Origin of the sequence: Variovorax sp. EL159 (genome assembly GCF_900100965.1) — a bacterium.
Taxonomy (GTDB): Bacteria; Pseudomonadota; Gammaproteobacteria; order Burkholderiales; family Burkholderiaceae_C; genus Variovorax.
Genome location: NZ_FMUJ01000010.1, coordinates 64,912 through 90,950 on the forward strand (window position 1 = coordinate 64,912; position 26,039 = coordinate 90,950).

Annotated in this window: 22 protein-coding genes; 15 read left to right on the forward strand and 7 right to left on the reverse strand. The window is 68.6% G+C overall.

Annotation, left to right across the window (positions count from 1 at the left end; genetic code table 11):
• Positions 1-34: 34 nt before the first annotated feature.
• Genes BLQ28_RS30345 through BLQ28_RS30395 form a run of 11 tightly spaced genes read left to right on the forward strand, consistent with a single transcriptional unit; the run spans position 35 to position 9,366 of the window.
• Complete coding sequence (locus BLQ28_RS30345; RefSeq protein WP_093247161.1) at positions 35-1,003, forward strand: tripartite tricarboxylate transporter substrate binding protein; 969 nt, start codon at positions 35-37, stop codon at positions 1,001-1,003.
• Between the two features lie 3 nt (positions 1,004-1,006).
• Positions 1,007-1,342: an aromatic ring-opening dioxygenase subunit LigA gene (locus tag BLQ28_RS30350; protein WP_093247055.1), complete on the forward strand. Its 336-nt coding sequence runs from the start codon at positions 1,007-1,009 to the stop codon at positions 1,340-1,342.
• A complete protein-coding gene (locus tag BLQ28_RS30355; protein WP_093247056.1) occupies positions 1,339-2,166 on the forward strand; it encodes a DODA-type extradiol aromatic ring-opening family dioxygenase in 828 nt (275 codons plus the stop codon). Before BLQ28_RS30350 ends, BLQ28_RS30355 begins: the two co-directional genes overlap by 4 nt.
• 22 nt (positions 2,167-2,188) lie before the next feature.
• Positions 2,189-2,596, forward strand: coding sequence for a 5-carboxymethyl-2-hydroxymuconate Delta-isomerase (locus BLQ28_RS30360; protein ID WP_093247057.1), 408 nt, complete (start codon positions 2,189-2,191; stop codon positions 2,594-2,596).
• 13 nt (positions 2,597-2,609) lie between these two features.
• Positions 2,610-3,413 carry a 2-oxo-hept-4-ene-1,7-dioate hydratase gene (gene hpaH, locus BLQ28_RS30365; protein ID WP_093247058.1) on the forward strand — a complete coding sequence of 268 codons (804 nt, stop codon included), beginning with the start codon at positions 2,610-2,612 and terminating at the stop codon, positions 3,411-3,413.
• Positions 3,414-3,424: 11 nt separating this feature from the next.
• Positions 3,425-4,246: a 4-hydroxy-2-oxoheptanedioate aldolase gene (gene hpaI, locus BLQ28_RS30370; RefSeq protein ID WP_093247059.1), complete on the forward strand. Its 822-nt coding sequence runs from the start codon at positions 3,425-3,427 to the stop codon at positions 4,244-4,246.
• Positions 4,247-4,271: 25 nt separating this feature from the next.
• A complete protein-coding gene (locus BLQ28_RS30375) occupies positions 4,272-4,742 on the forward strand; it encodes a nuclear transport factor 2 family protein (RefSeq protein WP_093247060.1) in 471 nt (156 codons plus the stop codon).
• Between the two features lie 37 nt (positions 4,743-4,779).
• Complete coding sequence (gene ilvD / locus BLQ28_RS30380; RefSeq protein WP_093247061.1) at positions 4,780-6,516, forward strand: dihydroxy-acid dehydratase; 1,737 nt, start codon at positions 4,780-4,782, stop codon at positions 6,514-6,516.
• Between the two features lie 38 nt (positions 6,517-6,554).
• Entirely contained in the window at positions 6,555-7,556 is a 1,002-nt protein-coding gene (locus BLQ28_RS30385) for a Bug family tripartite tricarboxylate transporter substrate binding protein (RefSeq protein WP_093247062.1), read from the forward strand.
• 21 nt (positions 7,557-7,577) lie between these two features.
• Positions 7,578-8,375: a class II aldolase/adducin family protein gene (locus BLQ28_RS30390; protein WP_093247063.1), complete on the forward strand. Its 798-nt coding sequence runs from the start codon at positions 7,578-7,580 to the stop codon at positions 8,373-8,375.
• Between the two features lie 13 nt (positions 8,376-8,388).
• Positions 8,389-9,366 (forward strand): 2-dehydropantoate 2-reductase, encoded by a 978-nt coding sequence (locus BLQ28_RS30395; RefSeq protein WP_093247064.1) that lies wholly within the window; start codon positions 8,389-8,391, stop codon positions 9,364-9,366.
• A 51-nt stretch (positions 9,367-9,417) separates the two neighbouring features.
• On the opposite strand, the gene BLQ28_RS30400 is transcribed toward BLQ28_RS30395, so the two are convergent.
• Both BLQ28_RS30400 and BLQ28_RS30405 read right to left on the reverse strand, forming a co-directional pair.
• Entirely contained in the window at positions 9,418-10,236 is an 819-nt protein-coding gene (locus BLQ28_RS30400) for a hypothetical protein (protein WP_093247065.1), read from the reverse strand.
• Positions 10,237-10,309: 73 nt separating this feature from the next.
• Positions 10,310-11,260, reverse strand: coding sequence for a DMT family transporter (locus BLQ28_RS30405; protein ID WP_093247066.1), 951 nt, complete (start codon positions 11,258-11,260; stop codon positions 10,310-10,312).
• A 94-nt stretch (positions 11,261-11,354) separates the two neighbouring features.
• Here BLQ28_RS30405 and BLQ28_RS30410 point away from each other — a divergent pair, with 94 nt between their 5' ends.
• Positions 11,355-12,329: a LysR family transcriptional regulator gene (locus tag BLQ28_RS30410; protein WP_093247067.1), complete on the forward strand. Its 975-nt coding sequence runs from the start codon at positions 11,355-11,357 to the stop codon at positions 12,327-12,329.
• Here the strand turns inward: BLQ28_RS30410 and BLQ28_RS30415 are convergent.
• Together BLQ28_RS30415 and alr are read right to left on the reverse strand one after the other, a co-directional pair.
• Positions 12,283-13,032 (reverse strand): hypothetical protein, encoded by a 750-nt coding sequence (locus tag BLQ28_RS30415; RefSeq protein WP_093247068.1) that lies wholly within the window; start codon positions 13,030-13,032, stop codon positions 12,283-12,285. The two genes, BLQ28_RS30410 and BLQ28_RS30415, sit on opposite strands and share 47 nt — an antisense overlap.
• Positions 13,029-14,138: an alanine racemase gene (gene alr / locus BLQ28_RS30420; RefSeq protein WP_093247069.1), complete on the reverse strand. Its 1,110-nt coding sequence runs from the start codon at positions 14,136-14,138 to the stop codon at positions 13,029-13,031. The genes BLQ28_RS30415 and alr overlap by 4 nt, the downstream gene beginning before the upstream one ends.
• A gap of 185 nt (positions 14,139-14,323) precedes the next feature.
• Between alr and lplT the strand changes: the two genes are divergently transcribed.
• From lplT to BLQ28_RS30435, 3 genes are all read left to right on the forward strand, one after another.
• Entirely contained in the window at positions 14,324-15,628 is a 1,305-nt protein-coding gene (gene lplT, locus BLQ28_RS30425; protein ID WP_093247070.1) for a lysophospholipid transporter LplT, read from the forward strand.
• A gap of 61 nt (positions 15,629-15,689) precedes the next feature.
• Positions 15,690-16,580, forward strand: coding sequence for a DMT family transporter (locus BLQ28_RS30430; RefSeq protein ID WP_093247071.1), 891 nt, complete (start codon positions 15,690-15,692; stop codon positions 16,578-16,580).
• A gap of 10 nt (positions 16,581-16,590) precedes the next feature.
• Positions 16,591-17,079: a glutathione peroxidase gene (locus tag BLQ28_RS30435; RefSeq protein WP_093247072.1), complete on the forward strand. Its 489-nt coding sequence runs from the start codon at positions 16,591-16,593 to the stop codon at positions 17,077-17,079.
• Here the strand turns inward: BLQ28_RS30435 and BLQ28_RS30440 are convergent.
• From BLQ28_RS30440 to BLQ28_RS30450, 3 genes are read right to left on the reverse strand one after another with little or no spacing between them, the layout of a single operon-like run.
• Positions 17,042-17,476, reverse strand: a complete 435-nt coding sequence (locus BLQ28_RS30440) for a hypothetical protein (protein WP_143012607.1) — start codon at positions 17,474-17,476, stop codon at positions 17,042-17,044. The two genes, BLQ28_RS30435 and BLQ28_RS30440, sit on opposite strands and share 38 nt — an antisense overlap.
• A gap of 42 nt (positions 17,477-17,518) precedes the next feature.
• Positions 17,519-18,379, reverse strand: coding sequence for an OmpA family protein (locus tag BLQ28_RS30445; protein WP_093247074.1), 861 nt, complete (start codon positions 18,377-18,379; stop codon positions 17,519-17,521).
• 20 nt (positions 18,380-18,399) lie between these two features.
• Positions 18,400-25,890 (reverse strand): ESPR-type extended signal peptide-containing protein, encoded by a 7,491-nt coding sequence (locus BLQ28_RS30450; protein ID WP_176801277.1) that lies wholly within the window; start codon positions 25,888-25,890, stop codon positions 18,400-18,402.
• Positions 25,891-26,039 lie beyond the last annotated feature (149 nt).

The window sequence follows — 26,039 nt, forward strand, 5'->3', positions numbered from 1 at the left end:
CGCGCCCGAATTCACGCCAGGCCGTGGCGTGGGCATGCAACGCCGCACGCTGCTGCAAGGCGCAGCAGCCCTCGCAGCCCTGCCCTCGCTGGCGCGCGCGCAGGCGGCATGGCCCAGCAAGCCGGTCCGCGTGATCGTGCCCTTCACGCCCGGCGGCACCACCGACTTCGTGGCGCGCCTCGTCGGCGTGGAACTGTCGAAGGCGCTGGGCCAGCCCGTCATCATCGACAACAAGCCCGGCGCGGGCACGGTGATCGGCGTCGATGCCGCGGCCAAGGCCGCCCCCGACGGCTACACCTTCGTCTGCGTGGCCAACAGCTTCACGGCCAACCAGACGCTGATCCGCAAGCTGCCCTACGACACGCAGAAAGACCTGCGCCCGGTCGCGCTCATGGGCATGTCGGAGCACGTGCTCGCCACGCACCCCAACAGCGGCCTGAAGACGCTGGCCGACCTGCGCAACGCAGCCAAGGCCAAGCCGGGCACGCTGAGCTTTGCCTCCTTCGGCAACGGCACCTCGGCCCACCTGTCGGGCGAAATGCTCAAGCAGCAGATGGGGCTGGACATCGTGCACGTGCCCTACAAGGGACAAGGCCCGGCGCTGACCGACCTGCTCGGCGGCCAGGTGACGATGATGTTCGGCAACTGGCCCGAGTTCCGCAGCCACGTGCAGAACGGCAAGCTCGTTGCGCTGGGCATGGCGACCGCGCAGCGCTCGCAGTACGCGCCCGCCATACCCACACTGGCCGAACAGGGTGTGGCCATCGAGTCCAATTCATGGAACGGCCTGCTGGCGCCCAGCGGCACGCCCGATGCCATCGTGCAGCGCATGAACGCCGAGGTGAACCGCGCGCTCGCGGGGCCGGTGGTGAGCGATGCCTTCCACAAGGGCGGCATCGCGTCGCTGTCGGGCACGCCGGAGCGCTTTGCGGCCTTCATCCAGAGCGAGATCGCGAAGTACGGCGATGTGATCCGCAAGGCCAACATCCAGATCGAGGGCTGACCGATGAGCCTCTATGCGATGCAGAAATTCTTGTTCGCGCTCAACCGCGAGGCGGAAGTGCAGCGCCGCTATGCGGAAGGCGGCGACACACGCACGGCGCTGCTTGCCGGCTACGACCTCAATGATGAAGAGCGCGAAGCCATCGCCACCGGCGACGTCGGCAAGCTCTACGTGCTCGGCTGCAACGGCCAGTTGCTGATGCACTTCGCGCCGCTGCTCGGCATTGCATGGGCCGACTACCTCGAAGCCATGCGTGAAGGCGTGCGCAAGTACGGCCCGGTGCGCGCGGGCATCTACGCAATGACAACCGGAACCGACGAGAAAGTGGCAGGCGTATGAGCTTGGTTTTTGCAGGCGTGTGCAGCCACGCCCCCGGCATCACGGGCCGCGCCCATCTGGCCGACCCTGCCGTGAAGGACGAGTTCCACGCGCAGTTCCATCGCTTCGGCGAGGCGATGCGCGCCACGAAGCCCGACGCGGTGATCGTCATCGCGGCCGAGCACTTCGCGAACTTCTTCATGAACAACATGCCGGCCTATGCCATCGGCATGGCCGACAGCTACGAAGGCCCGATCGAAGACCCGAAGTGGCTGGGCATCGAGAAGCACACCATCCCGGGCGACGCCGCGCTGTCGCAGCGCCTGATCCGCGAAGTGATGCAGACGGTGGACGTGGCCTACGCGGAAGAGTGGAAGTTCGACCACGGCATCATGGTGCCGCTGAACTTCCTCACGCCGAAGTTCGACACCAAGGTCATCCCCGTCAACATCAACTGCCAGGGTCCGCCGCTCACGCCGCTGCACCGCGCCTGGGCCTTCGGCGAGGCCTTGCGCCGTGCCTGCGACAAGGCACCCGAGCGCATCGCGCTGGTGGGCACGGGCGGCATCTCGCACTGGCCCGCCACGCCCGATTCGGGCAAGGTCAATGCCGAGTGGGACGCCGAGTTCATGCGCCGCTGGTGCGCCAACGACCGCGAGGCGCTGCTCTCGCAGGCCGACTACAACGACGAGGCCACCTACCGCGAAGCGGGCCAGGGCGGCTTCGAGATCCGCACCTTCCTGAGCGTGGCCGCGGCCGCGCGCGGCAAGGGCGAGATCTTCCACATGAAGGCCATTCCGATCTTCGCGGTGACCTGCACGGCCGCCGTGATGTCGGTGGCATGAAGAAGAACAACGGAGCCACGACATGCCGCACCTGGTGATCCTGTACACGCCCAACATCGAGGCCGAGACCGACATGTCGGCCCTGTGCCGCACGCTGGCCGACACCATGCTCCAGCAGCGTGACGAGGCCGACAAGCCGGTGTTCCCGATCGGCGGCACGCGCGTGCTGGCCTATCCCGCCGCGCACTACGCGGTGGCTGACGGCAAGGCCGACTACGCCTTCGTGTACCTCAACATCCGCATGGCCGCGGGCCGCTCGGAGGCAGTGAAGAAGAAGGCCGGCGACGAGCTGCTGGCCGACGTGCGCGCGCATTTCGCGCCGATCTTCGGGCAACGCCACATCGGCATCACGCTGCAGATCGACGAAAGCCCCGGGCAGGTGTACGACGGCAAGCACAGCAACCTGCACCCTCTGTTCAACAAGTCATAAGAAGCGAGTCGCCATGCTGTCCAAAGCCACCATCGCCCAACTGGCCGCCGAACTGCACGAGAGCGAAAAGTCGCGCGTGCAGGTCGAGCATTTCTCCAAGCGCTTTCCCGAGATGACCATCGAAGATGGCTACGCCATCTCGCGCGAGTGGGTGAAGAACAAGATCGCCGAAGGCCGCATCGTGAAGGGCCACAAGATCGGCCTCACGTCGCGCGCCATGCAGCAGTCCAGCCAGATCGACGAGCCCGACTACGGCACGCTGCTGGACGACATGTTCTTCGACCAGGGCGGCGACATTCCGTTCAAGCGCTTCATCGCACCGCGCGTCGAGGTCGAGCTGGCCTTCATCCTCGGCAAGAAGCTGCAGGGCCCGAACGTGACCATCTTCGACGTGCTCGCGGCCACCGACTACGTGGTGCCCGCCATCGAGATCATCGACGCGCGCATCGAGCAGTTCGACCGCCACACCAAGGCGCCGCGCAAGGTGTTCGACACCATCGCCGACAACGCGGCCAATGCGGGCATCGTGCTCGGTGGCCGGCCGGTGAAGCCCGATGCGGTCGACCTGCGCTGGGTGAGCGCGCTGCTCTACAAGAACGGCGTGATCGAAGAGTCGGGCGTGGCCGCCGCCGTGCTGAACCACCCCGCCACCGGCGTGGCCTGGCTCGCGAACAAGCTTGCACCGTGGGACGAATACCTGGAGGCCGGCGAAGTGGTGCTGGGCGGCTCGTTCACGCGCCCGACCACCGCGGTGCCGGGCGACACCTTCCATGCCGACTACGGCCCCCTGGGCGCCATCGCCTTCCGCTTCGTCTGAAAGCCATCTTCATGCAAACACCCATCAACACCTTCAAGCAGGCCCTGCAGGCCGGCAAGCCGCAGATCGGCCTCTGGGTCGGCCTGGCCGACGGCTATGTGGCCGAGATCCTGGCCGGCACCGGCTACGACTGGCTGCTGGTCGACGGCGAGCACGCGCCGAACGACGTGCGCTCGGTGCTCGCGCAACTGCAGGGCATCTCGAGCGCGTGGTCGGCGCAGCCCGAGGCCGAGCGTTCGCACCCGATCGTGCGCATCCCGACCGGCGACACCACGCTCATCAAGCAATACCTGGACATCGGCGCGCAGACGCTGCTGGTGCCGATGGTCGACACCGCCGAGCAGGCGGCGCGGCTGGTGCAGGGCATGCGCTATCCGCCCGAAGGCATTCGCGGCATGGGCAGTGCGCTGGCGCGTGCCTCGCGCTGGCAGGCCTACCCCAACTACCTGCACGAAGCCAACGCACAGACCTGCCTGCTGGTGCAGGCCGAGACGGTCGAGGCGATGAAGAACCTCGACGCCATCGCGGCCACGCCGGGCGTGGACGGCGTGTTCATCGGGCCGGCCGACCTGTCGGCCTCGATGGGCTTCGTGGGCCAGCCCAATCACCCCGAGGTGCAGGCCGTGATCGCCGATGCCATCGCGCGCATCCTGAAGGCCGGCAAGGCGCCGGGCATTCTGTCGACCACCGAGGAACAGGCGCGCAAGTGGCTCGCGGCCGGCGCGCTGTTCGTGGCGGTGGGCGTGGACACCATCGTGCTCGCGGCGGCGGCCAAGCAGCTGCTGGCGAAGTACAGGAACTCGGCGAAGACCGACGCTGTCAACGGCTACTGATCTTTTCAACCAAGGGAGTTCGACCATGCAACGCATCACCTGGACGGCCATCGCCGCCACCGCCACCCTGTTCCTCGCGGCCTGCGCCCCCATGGGCGGAGCCACGCAAGGCACTACCGCGCAACAGGAAGCCAACCGGCAGACCGTGCTCGCCTTCTACGAGAAGGGCCTGAACCAGAAGGACGCCGACGCGGCCCTGCAGTACGTGGGCAACCGCTACGTGCAGCACAACCCCACGGCGGCAGACGGCCCCGAGGGCTTTCGCAAGTTCGTCGCCTTTCTGCGCGAGAAGTTTCCGAAGTCGCACAGCGACATCAAGCGCAGCTTTGTCGATGGCGACTACGTGATCCTGCATGTGAACGCGGTGCGCGAGCCGGGCACGCGCGGCAGCGCCATCGTCGACATCTTCAAGCTGGAGAACGGCAAGATCGTCGAGCACTGGGACGTGGTGCAGCCCGTTCCCGAAACCGCCGCCAACAAGAACGGCATGTTCTGACCGCCTGAAACCCAGCCAGCCAACGCCAGCCAGCCGAATGACCACGCCCACCGATCCGACGCCCAAGCGCTTTCGCTCCGCCACCATCCGCGAGGGCACGATCCGCGCGACCACGCGCAGCTTCCTGCATGCGCTGGGGCAGGATGACGAGGACATCGCGCGTCCGCACATCGGCGTGTTCCACACCGGTGGCGAGATGAGCCCGTGCAACCTCAACCTGCGCGAACAGGCGCAGCATGCCAAGACCGGCATCTATGCCGGCGGCGGCACGCCGCACGAGTGCCCGGTGGTGTCGATCAGCGACGGGCTGACGATGGCGCATTCGGGCATGCGCTTCTCGCTGGTCTCGCGCGAGCTGATCGCCGACAGCGTGGAGGCCTCCACGCGCGGCCACCAGTGGGACGGCATCTTCGCCATCGGCGCCTGCGACAAGAACCTGCCGGGCCTGATGATGGGCATGGTGCGCTGCAATGTGCCCAGCGTGTTCGTGCACGGCGGCTCGGCACTGCCGGGGCAGATGCCGGGGCCGGACGGCCGCGACCTGAACGTGGTCGACACCTACGAGACCATCGGCAAGGTACTGGCCGGCACCGCCACGCACGACGAACTCGACGCCATGAGCCGCGCCTGCCTGCCCACGGCCGGTGCGTGCGCGGGGCAGTTCACGGCCAACACGATGGGCATGGTGTCCGAGGCGCTGGGCCTGGCGCCCATCGGTTCGAGCATGGTGCCTGCCGTATTCAGCGAACGCGCGCCGCTGATGCGCCGCGCCGCGAAGAACCTCATGAAGGCGGTGATGGGCGACAGCCCGCTGCCGCGCGACATCGTCACGCGCAAGGCGCTGGAAAACGCCTGCGCGGTGGTGTCGGCCACCGGCGGCTCGACCAACGCCGCGCTGCACCTGCCGGCGATTGCGCACGAAGCGGGCATCAAGTTTCATCTGGACGACGTGGCCGAAGTGTTCGCGCGCACGCCGCTCATCGCCGACCTGCGACCGGGTGGCCAGTACCTGGCGCGCGATGTGTTCTACATCGGCGGTGCGGGCGTCATCCTGCGCACGCTGCTGGAGCAGGGCTTCCTGCATGGCGATGTGCTCACTTTTACCGGCCGCACGATGGCCGAAGAGCTGGCCGGCGCGCTCGCGCCCGATGGCCGCGTGGTGCGCGAAGCCGGCAACCCGATCACGCGCGACGGCGGCCTCGCGGTGCTCAAGGGCAACCTCTGCCCCGACGGCGCGCTGCTCAAGACGGCGGGCCTGAAGGGCCTGGTGTTTCGCGGCCCGGCGCGCGTCTTCAACTCGGAAGAAGAAGCGCAGACCGCCGTGCAGAACCGCCACTACGAAGCGGGCGACGTGATCGTGATTCGCAACGAAGGCCCCAAGGGCAGCCCCGGCATGCGCGAGATGCTGGGCATCACCGCCCTGCTCTACGGCCAGGGCATGGGCGACAAGGTCGCGCTGCTGACCGACGGGCGCTTCTCGGGTGCCACGCGCGGCCTGTGCATCGGTTATGCGGGGCCTGAGGCTGCCGATGGCGGGCCGATCGCGGCGCTGCGCGATGGCGACGTGATCGCCGTCGACGCGCGGGCCGAGGCACGTTCGATCTCGGTCGAACTGGGCGCCGAAGAAATCGCCGTGCGGCTGGCCGGCCGCGCAACCCACGCAGGCATCGCCCGGGGCGGCGTGCTCGAAAAATATGCACTCACCGTGCGCCCGGCCCACCAGGGCGCCGTGACCCATTCGGGCGCGGTCACGTGGCTGCGCGACGAGTCCTGAAGTTCTGCAGCACGACAACAAACCGGAGACAACCGACCATGCCGATTTCACGCCGCCAGCTTCTTCAGACCACGAGCGCATCCGCGCTGCTCGCCAGCATCGGCCAACAAGCCTTTGCACAGGCCCATCCGCCGCAGCTGGACACCGCGCGCATCATCACGGGCTTCTCGGCCGGCGGCACGTCCGACGTGACCTGCCGCCGCGTCGCCACCAAGCTGAGCCCCGGCTACGCCACGAGTTCGGTGGTGGTCGAGAACCGCACCGGCGCGGGCGGGCAGATCGCCATCTCGTTCGTGAAGGGCCAGCCTGCCGATGGTTCGACCATGCTGCAGACGCCGACCTCGATGCTCACGATCTACCCGCACATCTACAAGAAGCTGCCGTACGACCCGGTGGCCGACCTGGCGCCGGTTTCGCTGGCCTGCGTGTTCGACTTCGGCTTCGCGGTTGGCCCGGCCGTGCCGGCCAGCGTGAAGACGGTGCCCGAGTTCCTGGCCTGGGCCAAGGCCAATCCGGCGGGCGCCAATTTCGGCTCGCCGGCCGCGGGCTCCACGCCGCACTTCATCGGCGCGCTGCTTGCCAAGAACGCCGACATCACGCTGCAGCATGTGGCCTATCGCGGCACGCAGCCGGCCATGCTCGACCTGCTGGGCGGCAGCGTGTCGGCCGTGTCCGGCCCCATCGGCGACATCACGCAGCACCTGGCCAGCGGCAAGGTGCGCATCCTCGGCACCTCGGGCACCAAGCGCAGCCGCTTCGCGCCCGATGTGCCGACGCTGGTCGAACAGGGCCTGAAAGACATGGCCTTCAGCGAATGGTTCGGCTTCTTCCTGCCCGCCAAGGCTTCGCCCGAAGTGGTGGCGCGGCTGAACGCCGCCATGAAGCAGGCCATCGCGTCGAAGGACGTGGTCGAAGGGCTTGCCGGCATCGGCCTGGAAGCGATGTCGTCCTCGCCTGCCGAACTGGCCGAACTGCTCAAGAAAGACACCGCGATGTGGGGGCCGATCGTCAAGAAGATCGGCTTCACCGCAGACGCCTGACAACCCCGAAAGGAACCGCAAATGAACACCGCCACCGCCGCGCCAGCCGCCTCCTCGCTGGTCCACCCCAACCTGCATCCGGACGAGCGCGCCGCGCGCGAAGAGCTTGCGGCCTGCTACCGCGTGTTCGCGATGCTCGGCTGGGTCGAGATGATCTACAACCACATCACGGTGCGGCTGCCCGACAGCGTGACGGGTGGCGAAAAGCAGTTCCTCATCAACCCCTTCGGCCTGCACTACAGCGAGGTCACGGCCAGCAACCTCGTGAAGATCGACCTGCACGGCAATGTGCTCGACGGGTCCACGCACAAGGTGAACCCGGCCGGCTTCGTGGTGCATGCGGCCATCCATGACGGCCTGGCCGGCGCGCACTGCGTGATGCACACGCACACCACGGCCGGCGTGGCCGTGGCCTGCCTGAAAGAAGGCCTGCAGCAGACCAACTTCTATACCGCGCAGCTGCACGACATGGTGGCGTACCACGACTTCGAGGGCATCACGATCCATGCCGACGAAGGTCCGCGCCTGCTCAAGAGCATCGGCAACCGCAACGCGGTGATCCTGCGCAACCACGGCCTGCTGGCCTGGGGCCAGACGCTGCCGCAGACCTTCGCGATTCTCTGGACGCTGCAGCGCGCCTGCGAGATCCAGATGGCGACCTTCTCGATGGGCGCGGCCGTGCTGCCGGTGAGCGAGGACATCGCACGCCGCTGCACGCGCGATGCGCTGCAGTTCAGCCCCGAGCACGGCGCCGGACAGGACGTGTTCAATGCGCTGGTGCGGCAGGTGGACCGCATCGACCCGAGCTACAGAAACTGAGGCGACTTTTCCAATGAAGATTTGTATTTACGGCGCTGGCGCCATCGGCGGCTGGATCGGCGTGGGCCTGGCGCAAGCAGGCCAGCGGCTCAACGTGGTGGCGCGCGGCGCCACGCTCGACGCGCTGCAGCGCGACGGCCTCTCGCTGATGCGCGGCGACGTGCGCACGCGCGTGCCGGTCAACGCGGTGGCCGACCCCGAAGCGCTCGGCGTGCAAGACCTGGTGGTGATCGCCGTGAAGGCGCCCGCGCTGGCCGGCGTGGCCGAACGCATCGGGCCGCTGATCGGGCCCGACACCCTGGTGCTGGTCGCGATGAACGGCGTGCCGTGGTGGTTTCTCGAAGGCGGCTTCGGCGGCGAGATCACAGGCCACCGGCTCGCGGCCGTCGACCCCGAAGGCGCCATTGCCAAGGCCATTCCGGCCCGCAACGTCATCGGCTGCGTGGTGCACGCGAGCTGCTCGCTCGACGGGCCCGGCGTGGTGCGCCATCACTTCGGCAACGGGCTGATCGTGGGCGAGCCTTCGGGCGAGGCCACGCCGCGCGTGCAGAAGCTGGTCGACCTGCTCAAGAGCACCGGCATCGACACCACGCTGTCGCCGCAGATCCAGAAGGACGTGTGGTTCAAGCTGTGGGGCAACATGACGGTGAACCCGATCAGTGCGCTCACGGGCTGCACCACCGACCTGATCATGGGCGACGACTATGTGCGCGGCTTCATCTCGGCCGTGATGCTCGAAGCCAAGGAAATCGGCCGGCGCATCGGCATCGAGATCACGCAGAGCCCCGAAGACCGGCATGCGATCACGAAGAAGCTCGGTGCGTTCAAGACCTCGATGCTGCAGGACGTGGAAGCCGGGCGCTCGGTGGAACTCGATGCGCTGGTGACGGTGGTGCGCGAACTCGGCGAGCTGACGGGCGTGGCCACGCCGTTCACGGATGCGCTGTTGGGGCTGGCGCGGTTGAGGACAAGGCAGCTCGGGCTTTATTGAGCGAGACACGACATGCGAGGGCGCGCGCCAGGCGGCGCCCGCGCTCATCGGTCACCAGCGTTTTTCAGGCGTCGCCGCGAGCGTCTCGGTGCAGCTGGCCACGGCCTTTGCGCGTTCCTCGCGCAGCAGCTGCCAGTTGTCGGCCTTCCATTGCGTCCAGGCGATGGGCTCCGATTGATAGAGGCACGCGAACGGCGGGCGCATGAAACCCGCGCGGCCGAGTTCGGCGCCGAATTTCAGGCGGAACAGCTCATCGGTTCCCGTGAGGTTTTCGTAGACCAGATGCCACGGCCCTGGGAGCAGCGGCGTGTCGGCCTCTTTCTGGACCTGCCGCGCCTCTTCGATTTCCTCGGGCGTGGAACCGTCCGTCAGGGCCGTCGCATACGCGGCTTCGGCGCGCTTGCGATAGATGTCGGTCGCAACCTTGCTCAAGGCATCGTTCAGCTCGCTCATGGCCGGGTTGACGGCCAGCGGGTCGTCCTTGAGCTCTTCCGGCGTCGTGCCGCCCAGGTCGTCTTTCGAAAAGCCCTGTGCGCCGACGGACAGCCTGCCCGCGATCAAGGTCGTGGCCACGTTGAGGGCAATCTGCCCCGCGATGTAGTTGCCCGTGTCTTCGCGCCGGACCACGCGAAGCCGTTCGATGCCGGGCTTGTAGAAGCCCCGGCCGAAACGCACGCGCGTCGTGGGCTGTTGTGGCGCTGGCGCTGCTGCCGTTGCCTCGACAGGCGAAGCCGGCGTGCCTGCGGCAACAGCCGCGGGTTCGGTTGCCAGGGCCGGCACCTCGGGCTCGGCAGCGTGCACCGAGAAGCCAAGGATGGCCAGTGCGATGCCGCATGGGAGAGCGGCGTGTGGTCGTTTTTTCAGAATCATGCGAGCAGTTCTTCCTCCGGCCGGGATTGTCCTTGGCCGGAGGGCGCTGCCCGACAGGTGCGCGCCTAAAAATTCACGAATGCGGGCGTGGCGCAACGGGCTGCGGCATCGTCACCCACCACGCCGCCGCCACGATCAGCAAGCCCCCGGCCCAACCCCAAGGCCCGATGCGCTCGCCGAAGCCATACGCCGCGATCAGCGCGCCGAACACCGGCTCGCTGCCCATCAGCAGCGACACCCGGCTCGGGCTCGAACGCGAGGCGGCATGGTTCTGCGCGAAGAACGCGAAGACGGTGCACAGCAGCACGAGGTACGCCATGCCCCACCAGAAAGACGCCGTGGCGGGCGGCATGTGCCAGGCGCCGTTCGGCGGCGACGCAACGAGCGATATCGCCACGGCGCCGAGCGCCATCACGCCCGCCTGCACGGCCGTCAGCGTGAGCGCGGGCATCGCATGCCGGCCGGCCAGTCGCCGCGTCATGCAGACCATCACGGCGCGCAGGAAGGCGGCGACCACCATGAGGCCGTCGCCCCAGCCCACGGAGATGTCGGCGGGCGACGTGGCCGACAGCATCGCCGCGCCCAACGCCGACAGGCCCGCCGCCCAGAACACGCGCCGCGCCGGCCGCTGCCCCAGCAACCACCATTCGACAAAAGGCGTGATCGCCACGCACAAGCTGATGAGAAAGGCGGCGTTGCTCGCGGTGGTGAGCGACACGCCGAAGGTCTCGCACACGAAGATCGCCAGCAGGTTGGCGCCGAGCAGGCCGCCCACGGCGAGCCCCTGCCGCCATTGCGCATTGAACAGCGGCCCGAGCGCCGGCAGCAGCACGACGAAGGTCAGGCCGAAGCGCAGCGCGATGAACTCCAGCACGGGCAGTTGCTGCGTGGCCTGCTTGGCCACGGCATAGCTGCCGCCCCACACGGCGGCCACCAGCAGCAGCATGATTTCGGCGGAACCGATGCCTGCCCACCTCGCACCCCGGCCGGCCGGCGCGGCGCCGCGCAACTGCTTTGAATCCATACTGTCGGCCCGCCGTCCATGAACAAGAAAGAAGAAATTGTTCCTGGCTTCACCAGGGCCGGGTAGCCACCGGCCGGAACAGGACCCTTGCGCCGTGGGAACGAATTCATTTCTCAAAGTACTGCCGGAGATGGTGACCTTTCTGCGGGTCGCCGAACTCGGCAGCTTCTCGGCCGCGGCCGACCTGCTGGGCATGACGCCATCGGCCGCGAGCCGGCAGGTCAAGCGGCTCGAAAAGGAGATCGGCGTGCAGCTGCTGCAGCGGACCACGCGCCAGCTGCGCCTGACGGAGCCCGGCGCCGAAGCCTTCGCGCGATGCCGCGAACTGGTGCTGGCGGCGCAGGGCACGATGGACGTCGCGCAGCGGTTCTCGCGCAAGCCGGGTGGGCTGGTGCGCCTGAGCGCGCCCAAGGCCTTTGCGCGGCGCGTGCTGCATCCGCACCTGCTCGACTTTCTGCAGCGCTACCCCGAGGTCGACGTGCAGCTGATCGTGGAAGACCGCGACATCGATCCGATCCGCGAAGGCGTGGACCTGGTGGTGCGGCTGACGACGGCGCCGCCCGAAGGGCTGGTGGCGCGGCAGCTGATGGCGGTCGAGCACATTCTGTGCGCGACGCCGCGCTACCTGGCGCAGCACGAGGCCATCGCGCATCCGCGCGACCTGCTGACGCACAGTTGCCTGTCGCTCGGCGAGCACGAGCGCGACAACCACTGGCGGTTCAGAAAAGAAGGCGAAGAAGACGCGACGGCCGTGGTGCGCGGGCGCTACATCTCCAACCACAGCGAGATCCGGCTCGAAGGCGCGCTGGCGGGCCTGGGCGTGGCCTGCGTGCCGGCCTTCATGGCGCGCGAGGCGCTGGACGAAGGCCGCGTGGTGCGGGTGCTGGCCGACTGGGAGTTCCAGGGCAACTACCACGGGCACGCATGGATTCTTTATCCGCCGAACCGCTTCACGGCGCCCAAGTGCAGGGTGTTGATCGATCACCTGCTCGGCGCACTGGCCGACGGGCGTGGCGCGCAGCTCAGTGCTTCTTCAGCAAGACCCGCACGGCCTCGGGCAAGGAGTTGACCTGCGGCATGAAGTGATCGAGCAGCGCGCCAAGAATCACCGCGCTGACGACCGCGCCCAGCAGCGGCTTCCACGTCAGCCGCACCGCCGCCATGAGCCAGCCTTCGCGCGCGACGCGCACCGCGGCACGCGCCGACACGTACGAGAAGGCGACTTCGATGGCCACGGCCAGCAGGGCGTCCCAGCTGAAGTACAGCAGCACGAGCGAGCCGACGCCGAACAGCAGTGCCACGCAGATCAGGAAGACGGCGACCACCGGCACGACGACGATGGCGCCTTCGTCCGCGCCGCCCGCGATGTCGAGCGCACCACCCGCCACGTCGGAGAGCACGCTGCCGTCACCGCCGATGCCCTCACCGCCGCGGGCGAGGCCGCGGCCCGCATCGATCGCGAAATCGACGGCATCGATGGCGTCGCCCGCATCGGCATCGAGCCCGGTCGTTGTGTTCACCAGGTAGCGGGCCCACCAGCGCAGCACGAGCAGATAACCCAGGTACCCCACGCCCAGCGTGAGCAGGTAGCGCACCGCCAGCGAGTCCACATGGAACAGGTGCATCTGCAGCGCCGACACGCCCCACATGAGCAGCAGCGTGAAGCTGCCGATCAGGATGCCGTGCGTGCGCAGGCTGTGGTTGCGGTGCAGGTCGCGTTCGACCTGCGTTTCCCAGAGGCGCACGGAGCGCCAATCGGAAAGAACCTTCATCGATCGTCGGCAGGGCCCTGGGCCGCGAAGGGCACGCGTGGCGCGACGGCGCACATGAGTTCGTAGCCGACGGTGCCGGCCGCCTGCGCGACCTCGTCGATGGACAGCAGCACGCCCGTCTTGGGGGAGCGGCCCCACAGCGTGACCTCGGTGCCGAACTTCGCATCGGGAATGTTCGTGAGGTCGACGGTGATCATGTCCATGCTCACGCGGCCGACCATGCGGGTGCGCACGCCGTTCACCAGCACGGGCGTGCCGGTGGTGCAGTGGCGCGGATAGCCGTCGGCATAGCCGACCGCGGCCACGCCGATGGTGAGCGGCCCTTCGGCCGTGAAGTTGGAGCCGTAGCCGATGGTGTCGCCGGCCTTGAGCGTCTGCACGCCGATGAGCTGCGTCGACAGCGTCATCGTGGGCTGCAATTGCCAGTGCGCCGCGTCGTGCACCGGAAAGTCGGGGGCGCTGCCGTACAGCACGATGCCGGGGCGCACCCAGTCGCCGCGCGTGGCGTCGGCGTGGCGCAGCGTGGCGGCGCTGTTGGCGATGGATCGCTCGCCCGGAATGTCGCGCGTGGCGCGCTCGAACACTTCGAGCTGGTGGGCGATGCCGCGGGCGCCGTCGGCGTCGCTGAAGTGGGTCATGAGCGAGATCTCGTCGACCTGGGTCAGGGCGTTCAGGCGCGTCCAGGCGGAGCCGAAGCGCTCGGGCGTGAAGCCCAGGCGGTTCATGCCGGAGTTCATCTTCAGGAACACGCGCTGCGGCTTGAGGGTCTTGTGGGCCGCGAGCATGTCGATCTGCTCGTCGCAGTGCACGGTGTGCCACAGGTCCAGGCGCGAGCACAGCTCCAGGTCGCGCGCGTCGAACACGCCTTCGAGCAGCAGCACCGGGCCGCGCCAGCCCAGGGCGCGCACGCGCTCGGCCTCGGCAAGATCGATCAGCGCAAAGCCGTCGGCGCCGCGCAGCCCCTCGTAAACCCGCTCGATGCCATGGCCGTAGGCGTTGGCCTTGACGACGGCCCAGACGCGGGCGTCGAGGGCCTGGCGGCGGACCTGGCCGAGGTTGTGGCGAAGGGCTTCCGTGTGGACAGTGGCGAGAATGGGGCGCGGCATGGCGGGCTCTGGCGAGGTTCGAGGAAAATGCAGCCCACGTTTTAGCACCTTCGGGAATGGGGGCGAATACCGTGGGGATGCCTAATTCGGCGTCGTACCCCCATGCTATAACCGCCCATTCGCTCCCAACGCGACACTTTTTCACTACCGCCAGCAGACCCACCCTCTGGCCAGCCAGCCCATCGATGAAGCGCGGTTTCTACACGATCATGTCGGCCCAGTTCTTTTCGTCGCTGGCCGACCAAGCGCTTTTCGTTGTTGCCGTCGACCTCATGCGAAGTTCGGGCGCGCCCGAATGGCAACGCGCGGCCCTGGTGCCGATCTTCGCGGTCTTCTACGTGGTGCTGGCGCCGCTGGTCGGCGCATTCGCCGACGCGCTACCCAAGGGCCGGGTGATGTTCATCAGCAACGCGATCAAGGTGCTCGGCTGCCTGATGATGCTGTTCGGCTCGCACCCGCTGCTGTCGTATTCGATCGTGGGCCTGGGCGCGGCGGCCTACTCGCCGGCCAAGTACGGCATCCTGACCGAGCTGCTGCCGGCCTCCCAATTGGTAAAGGCCAACGGCTGGATCGAGGGCCTCACGATCGCCTCGATCCTGCTGGGCATCGTGCTTGGCGGCGCGCTGGTCGGGCATACGGTTTCCAGCAAGTTGCTGGCCTTTGACTTCCCCTTCATCGACACCGGCATCAATTCGCCGGCCGAGGCCGCCATCGCGGTGCTGATCGTCGTCTATGTGCTGGCCGCGTGGTTCAACACGCGCATTCCGCACACCGGCGTCGAGATGCGCCCGTTGCGCGCCAACCCGCAGCACAGCATGGCGCGCAACATCGCCGCGTTGCTGCCCGACTTCTGGCATTGCAATTCCCGCCTGTGGCGCGACCGTCTCGGTCAGATCTCGCTGGCCACCACCACGCTGTTCTGGGGCGCCGGCGGCAACCTCAAGTACATCGTGCTGGCCTGGGCTTCGCTGGCCCTGGGCTACAACACCACGCAGGCTTCGGCGCTCACCGGCGTGGTGACCATCGGCACGGCCGTGGGCGCGGTCGTGGCCTCGGTGTACATGCGGCTGGACATGGCAACCCGCGTGATCCCGATGGGCATCGCGATGGGGCTGATGGTGATCGCCATGAACTTCATCGGCAACATCTGGCTGGCGATTCCCTTCCTGATCTTCCTGGGCGGCCTGGGCGGCTTCCTGGTGGTTCCGATGAATGCGCTGCTGCAGCATCGCGGCCACAACCTGATGGGCGCGGGCCGCTCCATCGCGGTACAGAACTTCAACGAACAGGCCTGCATCCTGCTGCTGGGCGTGTTCTACAGCGTGTGCACGGGCCTGGGCCTGTCGGCCTATGGCGCCATCAGCGCCTTCGGCCTCGTGGTGGCGGGCTTCATGTGGCTCATCAAGCGCTGGCACGAAAGCAACCTGAAGAAGTACCCCGAAGAAGTCGAACACCTCCTGGCCATCGCCCGCAGCGACAAGCACCACTGATCTTGCGCGACCGCGTTGGTGCAGATGGCCGGCGCGCCGAGCGCCCCCTTCCAACGCCACCATGCCCGCGCTCGCCCTCACCTTCAATGCCTTCGTGTGGGGCATCTCCTGGCTCCCCTTCCGCCATCTCGCGGGCCTCGGGCTGCACCCGCTGTGGACCACCGGGCTGGTCTACCTCGCCATCGCCACCGTGATGGGCCTCGTGCGCCGCCATGCCTGGAAAGGCTTTGCGACGTTCCCGATGCTGGGGTTGCTGAGCCTTGCGGCCGGCTTCACCAACGTGGGTTTCAACTGGGCCGTGACGCAGGGCGACGTGGTGCGCGTGGTGCTGCTGTTCTATCTGATGCCGCTGTGGAGCGTGCTGCTGGCCTGGCTGGTGCTGGGCGAGCGGCCCACGGGTGGCGCGCTGGCGCGGGTGGCGCTGGCGCTGACCGGCGTGGTGGTGGTGCTCAAGACGCCTGGCACCGACTGGCCCGTGCCGTCGAGCCTGCCCGACTGGCTGGCCGTGGCGGCGGGCTTCGGCTTCGCGGTGACCAACATCGTGCTGCGCCATCTGCGGCAAGCCCCGGGCGAATCGCGCGCGCTGGCGATGTTCTGCGGCTGCACCGTCGTGGCGGGCACCGCGGCAGTCATCGGCACGGCCTTCGGCGGCATCGATTCGCCGATGCAGGCCTCGCCCGGCTGGTTCGGCTGGGCCGTGCTGCTGGGCACGGGCTTCGTGATCGCCAACGTATGCCTGCAGTACGCCGCGCCAAAGCTCGCGGCCAGCGCGACCTCGGTGATCATGCTGTCGGAAGTGCTGTTCGCCAGCGTCTCGTCGGTGGCGCTGGGCGCGGCCACGATGGACCCGCGCATCCTCGTCGGCGGTGCGCTGATCGTGCTGGGCGCCCTGTGGTCGGCGTTTGCACGAACGCCGCCGCCGCGCGATGATCGCGCCTCCGTGTCCACCTGAGGAACATCCCATGACCAGCGTCTACGACTTCGAGGCCAACCAGATCGACGGCACGCCGGTGAAGCTCTCGGCCTACAAGGGCAAGGTGCTGCTGATCGTCAACACCGCCAGCAAATGCGGCTTCACGCCGCAGTTCGCCGGGCTCGAAGAGCTGCACGAGAAGTACGCCGGCCAGGGCCTCACGGTGCTGGGTTTTCCGTCGAACCAGTTCGGCGCGCAAGATCCGGGCACGAACGAGGAAATCGGCGCCTTCTGCACAAAGAACTACGGCGTGAGTTTTCCGATGATGGAAAAGATCGACGTCAACGGCAGCAACGCCGCGCCGCTGTACCAGTGGCTGACCAAGGAAAAGCCGGGCCTGCTGGGCCTGACGGCCATCAAGTGGAATTTCACCAAGTTCCTGATCGGGCGCGACGGCACGGTGCTCAAGCGCTACGCGCCGCTGGACACGCCGGCATCGCTCACACGCGACGTCGAGGCCGCGCTGGCGGCCGCCTGAGTCCAGGAGGTGCCGGCGGCAAGAACCCGGCACCCGCATCCCACGGGTCGAGCGTATTCAGCCACGTGCGCAACGCGTCCTCGTCCACCGGCGAAGCCAGCAGCCTGAACGACGCGGCGTCCAGCATCCTCGAAGGCAGGCACTGCACGCTGTCCAGTTCGGTGTAATGCGCCATGTACGCCACGGGCAGCGGCCGGCCCGCGGCCTCTTCCACCTCGGGCCACCTGGCGGCCGTTCTCGTGGCGTCGGCATGAAGGCCCACGATGACGGCGTCGAAACGCTGCCCCGCGCGGATCGCCGCCACGAGTTCCGACACCCGCCCGAAAGGCGTGCTGTCCGCACCTAGCGCCCACAGCGAGTTGTTGGTGCAGATGCGCTGCAGCGCATCCGAATCCACCAGAGCGATCCGAAACCCCCGATGGGCCTCCGCGCGCATGGCCTATTGCTCCCCTGCCACGTCGATCTCGACGCGCCGGTTCGGCTGCAGGCAATGCAGCAGCGCGGGTGAACTGCGCGTGCCCTCGCAATCGCTGACCACCGGCTGGCGCTTGCCCATGCCCGCGGTGCGGATCAGCTTGCGGTCGATGCCCTGCTGCACCAGCAGTTCGCGCACGGTGTTGGCACGTTCGAGCGACAGCGCCTCGTTGTAGGCGTCGCCGCCCAGCCGGTCGGTGTGCCCCGTCACGAGCACGTAGTGCAGCGCGCGGAAGTTGTTGCGCAACTCGGCCGCCAGGCGTTCGAGGCGCACACGTCCGTCGGGCAGCAGGTCGGCAAGCGATGCCCCGTCGAAGCGGAACAGGCCGTCGGCATTCAGCGTCACCTTCTGCGGCGGCGCGAGCTTCGTGGTGGCCGGAATCGGCGTGGCGGCCGGCGGCTGGGCGAGCAGCGCGCAGTCGGGGTTCTTCCACCATCCGCCGGTCGACACCCCGTCGCCGTTGAAGCGCACCATGTACTGGCAGGTCACGTAGTCGGCGCTCTTGCCGGTGCGGAAGTGAAAGAGGTAGTTCCACTCGCGCACGCCCCAGAGCCCTTCGCTGAAGTGCGGCCAGCCCAGCAGCTCGCGCACCTGGTCCTTGCCCATGCCCGTGCGGATGCGGGCGAACGCATCGGTACCGGGGAAGGCGCCCTGCTTCCACTTCGCGCCATCGGGCGACGGAAAGTCCTCGGGCTTCGGCGCCGCCGGTTGTTCCGACGCGGCGCGCGCCTGCGCGTCCTTGTCGATGGCCGCGCCGGGCGAGGCGCACCCCTGGACTGCCAGCATCACCGCCACCAGCGCGGCCCCGCAGATCGCTCGATTCATGGTTTGTTTTCTCCCTGCACTCAATTGAAGACCCACTCGGCGCCGACCGTGGCCGCCGCCCCTGCGCGGCTGACGCCGACACCGCCCGTCAGGCTCCAGCCGTTGTTCTCGGCGGTGCGACGGAAGCTCACGCCGACCGCGCTCTCGCCTTTGAAGACGCCATAGCCGATGCGCATCACCGTCTTGCCCGGCACATACGACGCCGGCATCTGCACCGCCATGGCAGCGGCCACGCCGGAGTAGGCGTTGCGTGCGACGTTGTTGAGATCGTTGCCGAGCGCGTTGACGCGCGCATCGGTGTAGGCGGTGCTGGCCGCGCCTTGCTGGTTCAGCTGCTGCACGTTCACCGCGTCGGTGGGCGCAACGCCCGGCGCCACGTTGTGCACCGCCACCGGCCCGCTCGAGCCGCCATTGCCCATCGTCACGCTGTTGTAGTTGACGCTGCCATCGGGGTTGGTGTCGTAGCGCACCGTGCTCTGCTGCACCGCCTGCAACTGGCGCACGTTCACCGCATCGGTGGCCTGCGTGCCGCCGGCGACGTTGGTGATCTGCCGCTCGTTGCCTGCGGAACCCACCGACACCGCACCCTGCGTGGACAGCACCGAGACGCTGGAGAACATCTCCTGCTGCCCGTTCATGCCCGCACGGTCGGCCGAGGCGCCATTGCCCAGCGCCACGCCATTGCTGCTCGTGGCGATGGCGTTGGTGCCCAGCGCGATGCTGCCCGCACCGTTGGCCTGCGCGCCATTGCCACCCGCGAAGCTGTTGGTGCCCAGCGCGATCGACTGCGGCCCGATCGCCACGCTGTTCGCGCCGCTGGCCTGCGAGTCCGCCGCCTGCGAGTTGGCGTGGAAGTACTTGATGCCCGCGCCGCCCACCTGGATGTTGTTGATCGCCTGGTTGGTCGCGTACAGCTGGCTGCCGTTGACCGCGTCGGTGCTGCTGGCGCTGAGCTGGCCGGCCGCGACGTTCTGGATCTGCCGCTCGGCGCCCGGTGCGCCGACGCTCACCACGCCGGTGGGATTGGCACCGGCGAAGTTGTAGGTCTGGCCCTGGATCGTGGTGCTGGCCGTTGGCGTGGCAGCAGTGGTGGTCGAGCCGTTGCCCAGGGCCACGCTGTTGTTGGTGGTCGCGGTAGCACCGGTGCCGACGGCCACGCTGTTGTTGGCGTTGACGACCGCACCCGACCCGACGGCCGTGCTTTCCGTGCCCGTGGCCACCGGCGCGACATACGTGGTGGTCTGCGAACCCGTGACCCACTTGCTGCCGGCGATCACGACCTGGCTCGACACGGCCTGCAACTGCGCGACATTGACGGCATCCGTGAGCGCCGTGCCTGCAGCCACGCCATTGATCTGGCGGTACTGGCCATTGGCCACATCGCCGATGGAGACGGCGCCGAGCGTCAGTGCCGCGGTGCCGAGGATCGTGGCCTGCTGCCCGGCGGATGCTCCCGTGGGAACATAGCCAAGGACGCCGGCCGGCGTGGATGCCACCGAGCCGGAACCCAGTGCCACGTTGCCCGCGTTGACAGCCACCGTGTTCGAACCCAGTGCCATCGAATCGGTGGCCTGCGCGCCCGAGCCATAGCCGATGGCGACCGCGCGGTTGGTGCCCGCATAGGGCGTCGAGAACGTGCCGATGCTGATGCTGTCGTTGGTCGTCGCGCCGCCGCCAGGACCGGCATTGGTGCCCAGCGCCAGATTCCCGCTGCCGCTGGTGTCCTGGCCCGCGTTGGAGCCGAACGCGTAGTTGCTGTTGCCGCTCGAGTTGTTGCCCGCGTTGCTGCCGATGAAGGCGCTGTCCCGGCCCGAGACATTGTTGCCGGCCTGGTAGCCGATGGCGGTGATCCCGGCGGCACCGTTGGCGCCGCTGTTGGCGCCGGCAACGTAGCCGATGTAGACGTTCGCAAAGTTTCCGCCGTTCCCGGTGGTGCCCTGGCCCGCCGCCGTACCGATGGACACGCTGCCCTGGCCGTAGGTTTGCGCGTCGCGCCCGATCGCGATCGATTCGATTGCGGGAACCTGCGCGCGCAGGCCGATGGCGATGCTGTTGCCCGCCGATGCCGAGGCGCCAACCCCCGCGGCGATCGTGAAGGGCGCCGTCGCCCCCGTGTTGTCGTAGTTCGCGCCCGCCGTGCCGCCGTCGTTGACGCTGTAGTAATGCACCGCGCCTGCCGCAGCCGCGCTGGACACCGCCTGCAACTGGGCCACGTTGACCGCATCGCTGGCCAGCGTGCCGGCCGCGACGTTCTCGATCTGACGGGTGGCAGTCGTGCTGCCGACCGAGACCGGCGCCAGATTGCCCACCGTCGTGCCGGCGATCGCTGCCGCCTGCGCCGCGTTCGCGCCGGCGGGCACATAACCGACGCCGTTGGCCGTCGCGCTGGCCACCGAGTTGCTGCCCAGCGCCACGCTGTTCGCGGCCGATACGCTGCTGTTGTTGCCCAGTGCCACGGCGCCATCGGTACCGGCCGCCGCCGTGACGTTGTTGCCCACAACAAAGGTGTTGTTGGACGCGATGGTGTTGTTGTTCCCCGTCGCGTAAGAACCGTTGCCCGAGATGTTGTTCGGATCGCCGAACGCACCCGAGTTGTTGCCGCTGACCACGTTGCCGGTGCCGACGCTGATCGACTGCGTGCCCGAAGCAATCGCACCCGCACCGATGGCAATGGCCTGGTTCGCACTGCCGCGTGCACCCTCGCCGATGGACACCGTGTTGTCGGCCGTGATGTTCTGCCCTGCGCTGGCACCCAGCGCGATGTTGTTCGAACCTGTCACGCTTTGGCCCGCGCCCGTCCCTGTGACCGGATAGCCACCACCGGTGGCGGAGCCGATCGCGATGTTGCTGTCTCCAGTCACGGTCTGGCCGGCCTCGGAACCCAGCGCGACGTTGGCGTTGCCCTTGACGGCGTTTCCGCTGCGAAAGCCGCCCACGGCCACGTTGTTGGAGCCCACCAGCGATCCGCTGCCCGGCGCATAGCCGCCCAGCGCGACGTTCCAGTTGCCCGTGGCCCCCGACAGGGCGTTGGAGCCGATGCCGACGTTATTGCCCGCGATCCCGCCCTGGGTGGCGCCCGGCGTCACGTTCTCGCCAGCCCTGTAGCCGACGAAGACGTCCCGGTATCCCAGCAACGCGTTCTGGCCGGCAGCCGTGCCGATCAGGGTCGCGCCGGTTGCACCGGCGCCGGGCTGGGCGCTGGCGCCGCTTCCGGCGCCGGCCCCGACCACGGTCGACTGGATGCCACCGTCGAAGGCGTTCTGTCCGATGACGACGCTGGCGTATGACGCCGCCGATGCCGACGTCCTGGCGCCGCTGCCGATGGCAATGCTCTCGGCGGCGCCGGCCGAAGCGTTGACACCCGCGGCCAAGGCGTTGGCCCCTTGCGCCCCGCTGTTGTCGTAGTTGCTGCCCGCGCCGGTGGCCGTGGAATTGACGCTGTAGTAATGCACCGCCCCTGCCGCAGCCGCACTGCTCACGGCCTGCAGTTGCGCCACGTTCACCGCATCGGTCGCATTGGCGCCTGCCGCCACGCCGGTGATCTGGCGCGTGTTGGTGCCGTCACCCACGCTCACCGCGCCCCAGGTGCTCTTCCAGGTCGGCGAGGTGCTGGTGCTGGCGGCGCCGGTCGCCGGATCGAAACCCGCCACCCCGGCGGCCGTGCTGGCCACCGAGCCCGCACCCAGCGCCACGCCGTCATCGACAGTGGCCGTGGCCTTGTAGCCGAGCGCGGTGGCGCGCGGGCTGGTGGCGCTCGTCTGCGCACCGATGGCCGTGGTGCCATTGCCGGAGCCGGCCCCCTGGGACTGAGCATTGGTGCCCAGTGCCACGCTGTCACCGGTCGCGTTGGCACCATAGCCGGCCGCAAACGCATTGCCGCCCGTGCCCTTGGCCACCGCGTTGGCGCCGATGGCCATGTCGCCGTCGGTGATCGTTTGCGAATTGGTGCCGATGGCGATCGAGTCCAGCCCGTTGATCGATCCGGTCGCCGACGTGGCGATCTGGTTGGTGGCCCCCAGGCCGATGGCGATGCCCTGCGCGCCGGCCGCCGCATTGGTGCCGATGGCGATGCCGTTCATTCCGTTGCCCCAGACCGGCGAACGGGTCGTGGCGCCCGAACCCATCGCGATGGACCCGTCGCCGTTGGAGGTGCTGCCGGCTCCGATGCTGATGTTGCCCGTGCCCTGCGCCGTGGCGCTGGTGCCCAGTGCCACGGCGTTGGTGCCGCTTGCGTGTGCGCCATAGCCGATGGCGGCGCTGGTACCGCCGGTGGCCTGCGCGGAATCGCCCAGGGCGGTGGAGCCCGCCGTGGTGGCCTTGCTGAAGGCGCCGATCGCGGTCGAGGCGTAGTTGTCGGCCTCGGCGCCGGAGCCCATCGCGATGCTGTGATTGCCGGTGGATACGGCGGTGTCGCCGATGGCGATCGCGGAATCGCCGCTGGCGTTGGCGCTGTTGCCCAGCCCGAGGGAGGCGACACCGCCGGCATTGGCGTTGGCGCCGAGGGCGGTGGCATGCCACGCCAGGGCGGACGCGCCGCTGCCAACGGCGGTGGCCTGGCCGGTGAAGCCGAAGTTGGGCGTGGCCGCGCTGTTGGCCGTGGCGTTGGCACCAACGGCCACGTCGCTCGATTGCCCCGCCGTGGCGCTCACACCCGCAGCCAGCGCGTTCGTGCCGGTGGCACCCTTGTTGTCGTAGTTGCCGCCCTGCGTACCCCCGTCATTGACGCTGTAGTAGTGCGTCTGCGCCGCCTGCAACTGCGCCACGTTCACCGCGTCGCTGTTGGCCGTGCCCGCGGCCACGCCGGTGATCTGGCGGTACACCCCATGGGCCGCATCGCCCACCGCCACGGCACCGGTGGTTCCGGTGGTGGCGTTGATGGCGGCCGTCTGCGCCGCCGAAGCACCGGTTGGCACATAGCCGGCAATGCCACCCCCGGTGCCCGCCGCCGAGCCGCCGCCCAGGGCAACGCCGCCGGCCGTTGTGGTCGACGCATTGGAGCCGATCGCCACGCCATCGGTACTGATGCTGCTAACCGTGGCGGACGAGCCCATCGCCAGGCTGCTGGTCCCGTCGGCATGGGCACCAACGCCCACGGCTGTTGAATTGAGCTGCGACGCGATTGCGCCAACGCCCAGCGCCGTCGCCTGCTTGCCACTGGCCGTGGCCGCATAGCCCAGGGCGGTGGCGTTGCTCTGGCTCGCACTGGCTTGCACGCCCAGTGCCGTGGCTTGCAAGCCGGCTGCGGCGGAACTGTCGCCCGCCGCCAGGCTGGAAGCGCCGCCGGCATTGGTGTTGTTGCCCAGGGCCGTGGCGTTCTGCCCCGTTGCCTTGGCGCTGGTGCCGATGGCAGCGGCGTTGAGCCCCGCGGCCTGGGCCTGATCGCCCATCGCGAGCGACTGGGTGCCCGTGGCCTGCGCGCTTTGGCCCACGGCAATAGCGCTTGCCGCCATGGCTTGCGCGCTGGCCCCCACGGCGATGCTCGACGCGCCTGTCGCGGTGGATGCCGCCCCTTGCGCGATGGCGTTGTCGCCCGTCGCGAGCGCGCTGTTCCCCTGAAGCGCGTTCCGGATGGCCAGGGCCTTCTGGGTGGCGGGAACCGACAGGTCATTGCCCACGACGTACTGCGTGCCATCGGGTGCCGTGATCGTGTTGCCGTCCGCGCTGATCTGGAACCCGCCGATGGTCTTCGAACCGTCCGCGTTGGTGACTGTCGGACGGGTCGCGGTGCCCCCCATCCCGGAGCCCACGGCGACGCTGCTCGCGCCCGTCGCCGCTGCCAGGCCTCCTATCGCGGCAGACCCCGTTCCGGCGGCCCCGCTGCCAGACCCGACAGCCGTCGCATAGTCGCCACCGGCCAGCGACGCCGCGCCAACCCCGGTCGCCGCGGAGCCCAGCGCCTCGGCGGCGGTCCCCATGGCCGTACTGCCCAAGCCCTTGCTGACGGCGGACGCACCCACGGCGGTCGCGCCGAACTGATCCACATAGGCGCCGGCACCGACTGCCGTTCCGCCGAACTGGCTCACATAGGCACCCGCGCCAACGGCCGTGGCCCCGCTGGCGCCGGCCACCGTCTCTCCGCCCAGGGCGGTGGAGCCGCTGCCGCTGGCCGCGCTGTTCGCGCCCACTGCCGTGGCGGTGGGATAGACGACAGCCCCTGAAGGACGGCCAATGGCCAAGGACGATTGGGCCGACTGATCGCCAGTCGCCGCTGCGTTGCTGCCGACGGCCGTATTGCCCGCCTTCGTGGCCGAAGCACCAACACCGGCGGCGAGCGCGCCACTTGCCGTTGCGCCGCTGTTGTCGTAGTTGCTTCCTGCGCCAGTGGCCGTGGAATTGACGCTGTAGTAGTGCACGGCACCCGCAGCGGCAGCCGCACTCACGGCCTGCAACTGGCTCACGTTCACGGCATCCGTGCCACTGGCACCCGCCGCCACGTTGGTGATGCGTCTTTCGTTGCCCGTGCTGCCGACCGAAACCTCGCCCACTGGTGACGTGCCCTGGATGCTCGAAGCCGCCGCGCCCGCTGGCACGTAGGCCGCGTTCGCCGTCAGGTTCGCGAGCGTGGCTTGCGTCTGGCTGCCCGCACCGAGCGCCACCGCGTTGTCGTAGGCCGCATTGGCCAGCGTACCGATGCTCACGGTATTGCTGGCCGTCACCCCTGCGCCCGCCAGCGCGCCGATGGCGACATTGGCGTCACCCTTCAGCGCATTTCCGGCACCGGCGCCCAGCGCGGTATTGAAGACACCGCTCGAATTCGACAGTGCGCCATTGCCCACCGCCGTGGCGTGATCGCCCGAAGCGTTCTGGCCCGCGCCGGCCCCCACGGCCGTGTTGTATTGCCCGGTGCCGCTCGTGAAGCCGGCGCTCTTGCCCAGCGCCACGTCGGCGAAGTTGGCCGCCACCGCACTGTCGCCGATGGCGACGGACGAGTAGCCGTTCGCATTCGCCGCCACGCCGACGGCGACCGTCCTGCCGGAGGCGCTGCCGTTGGCACCGGAAGACACGGCGCCGGTGCCGATGGCCACGGCATCGGTGCCGCTGGCGTTGGCCGTGTTGCCGAGTGCGATGGCGTTGCCTGCCGAAGCATTGGCCTGATCGCCCAATGCCATCGCGCCGGCCACCAGCGCCTTCGACTGATTGCCCACCGCAATCGCCCCCTGGCCGAGGGCGGTGTTCAGGTTGCCGATGGCCACCGTTCCCACCGGGCCCGCGGTGGTGCACGGAACGGTGCCGGTGCCCGTGCCGCCGTTGCTGTCGTAGTTGGCGGCGTTGCCGTTGCCCACGGCCACGTTGCCGTTTCCGCAGGCCGAATCATTGAGGCCGCTCGCGACCGCGCCAGCGCCCATGGCCTGGTTGCCCGCATGGGCGGTGATGCCGGCCATGGACACGGCCAGCACCAGGGCCGCCACGACCTTGCCGCCGGCACGCTTGCCGCGCGCCCGGGTCGTCTCCGACACGGCCACCCAGGTGCCCAGTGCCTCGTTCCATATGGAGCGATAGGTTGTGTTCATTTCTCTCGATTCCTCGATCAATCGTGGGGACCCGCAACCTCCCTGCGCCATGACCAGCGGAGAAGTCGCGAACTCGAATGGGGTCGCAGCGCCGCGGGCACTGCACAGGGCGCGGATGATGTCGAGGGGGGTCTTCGCTCAAGAAGACG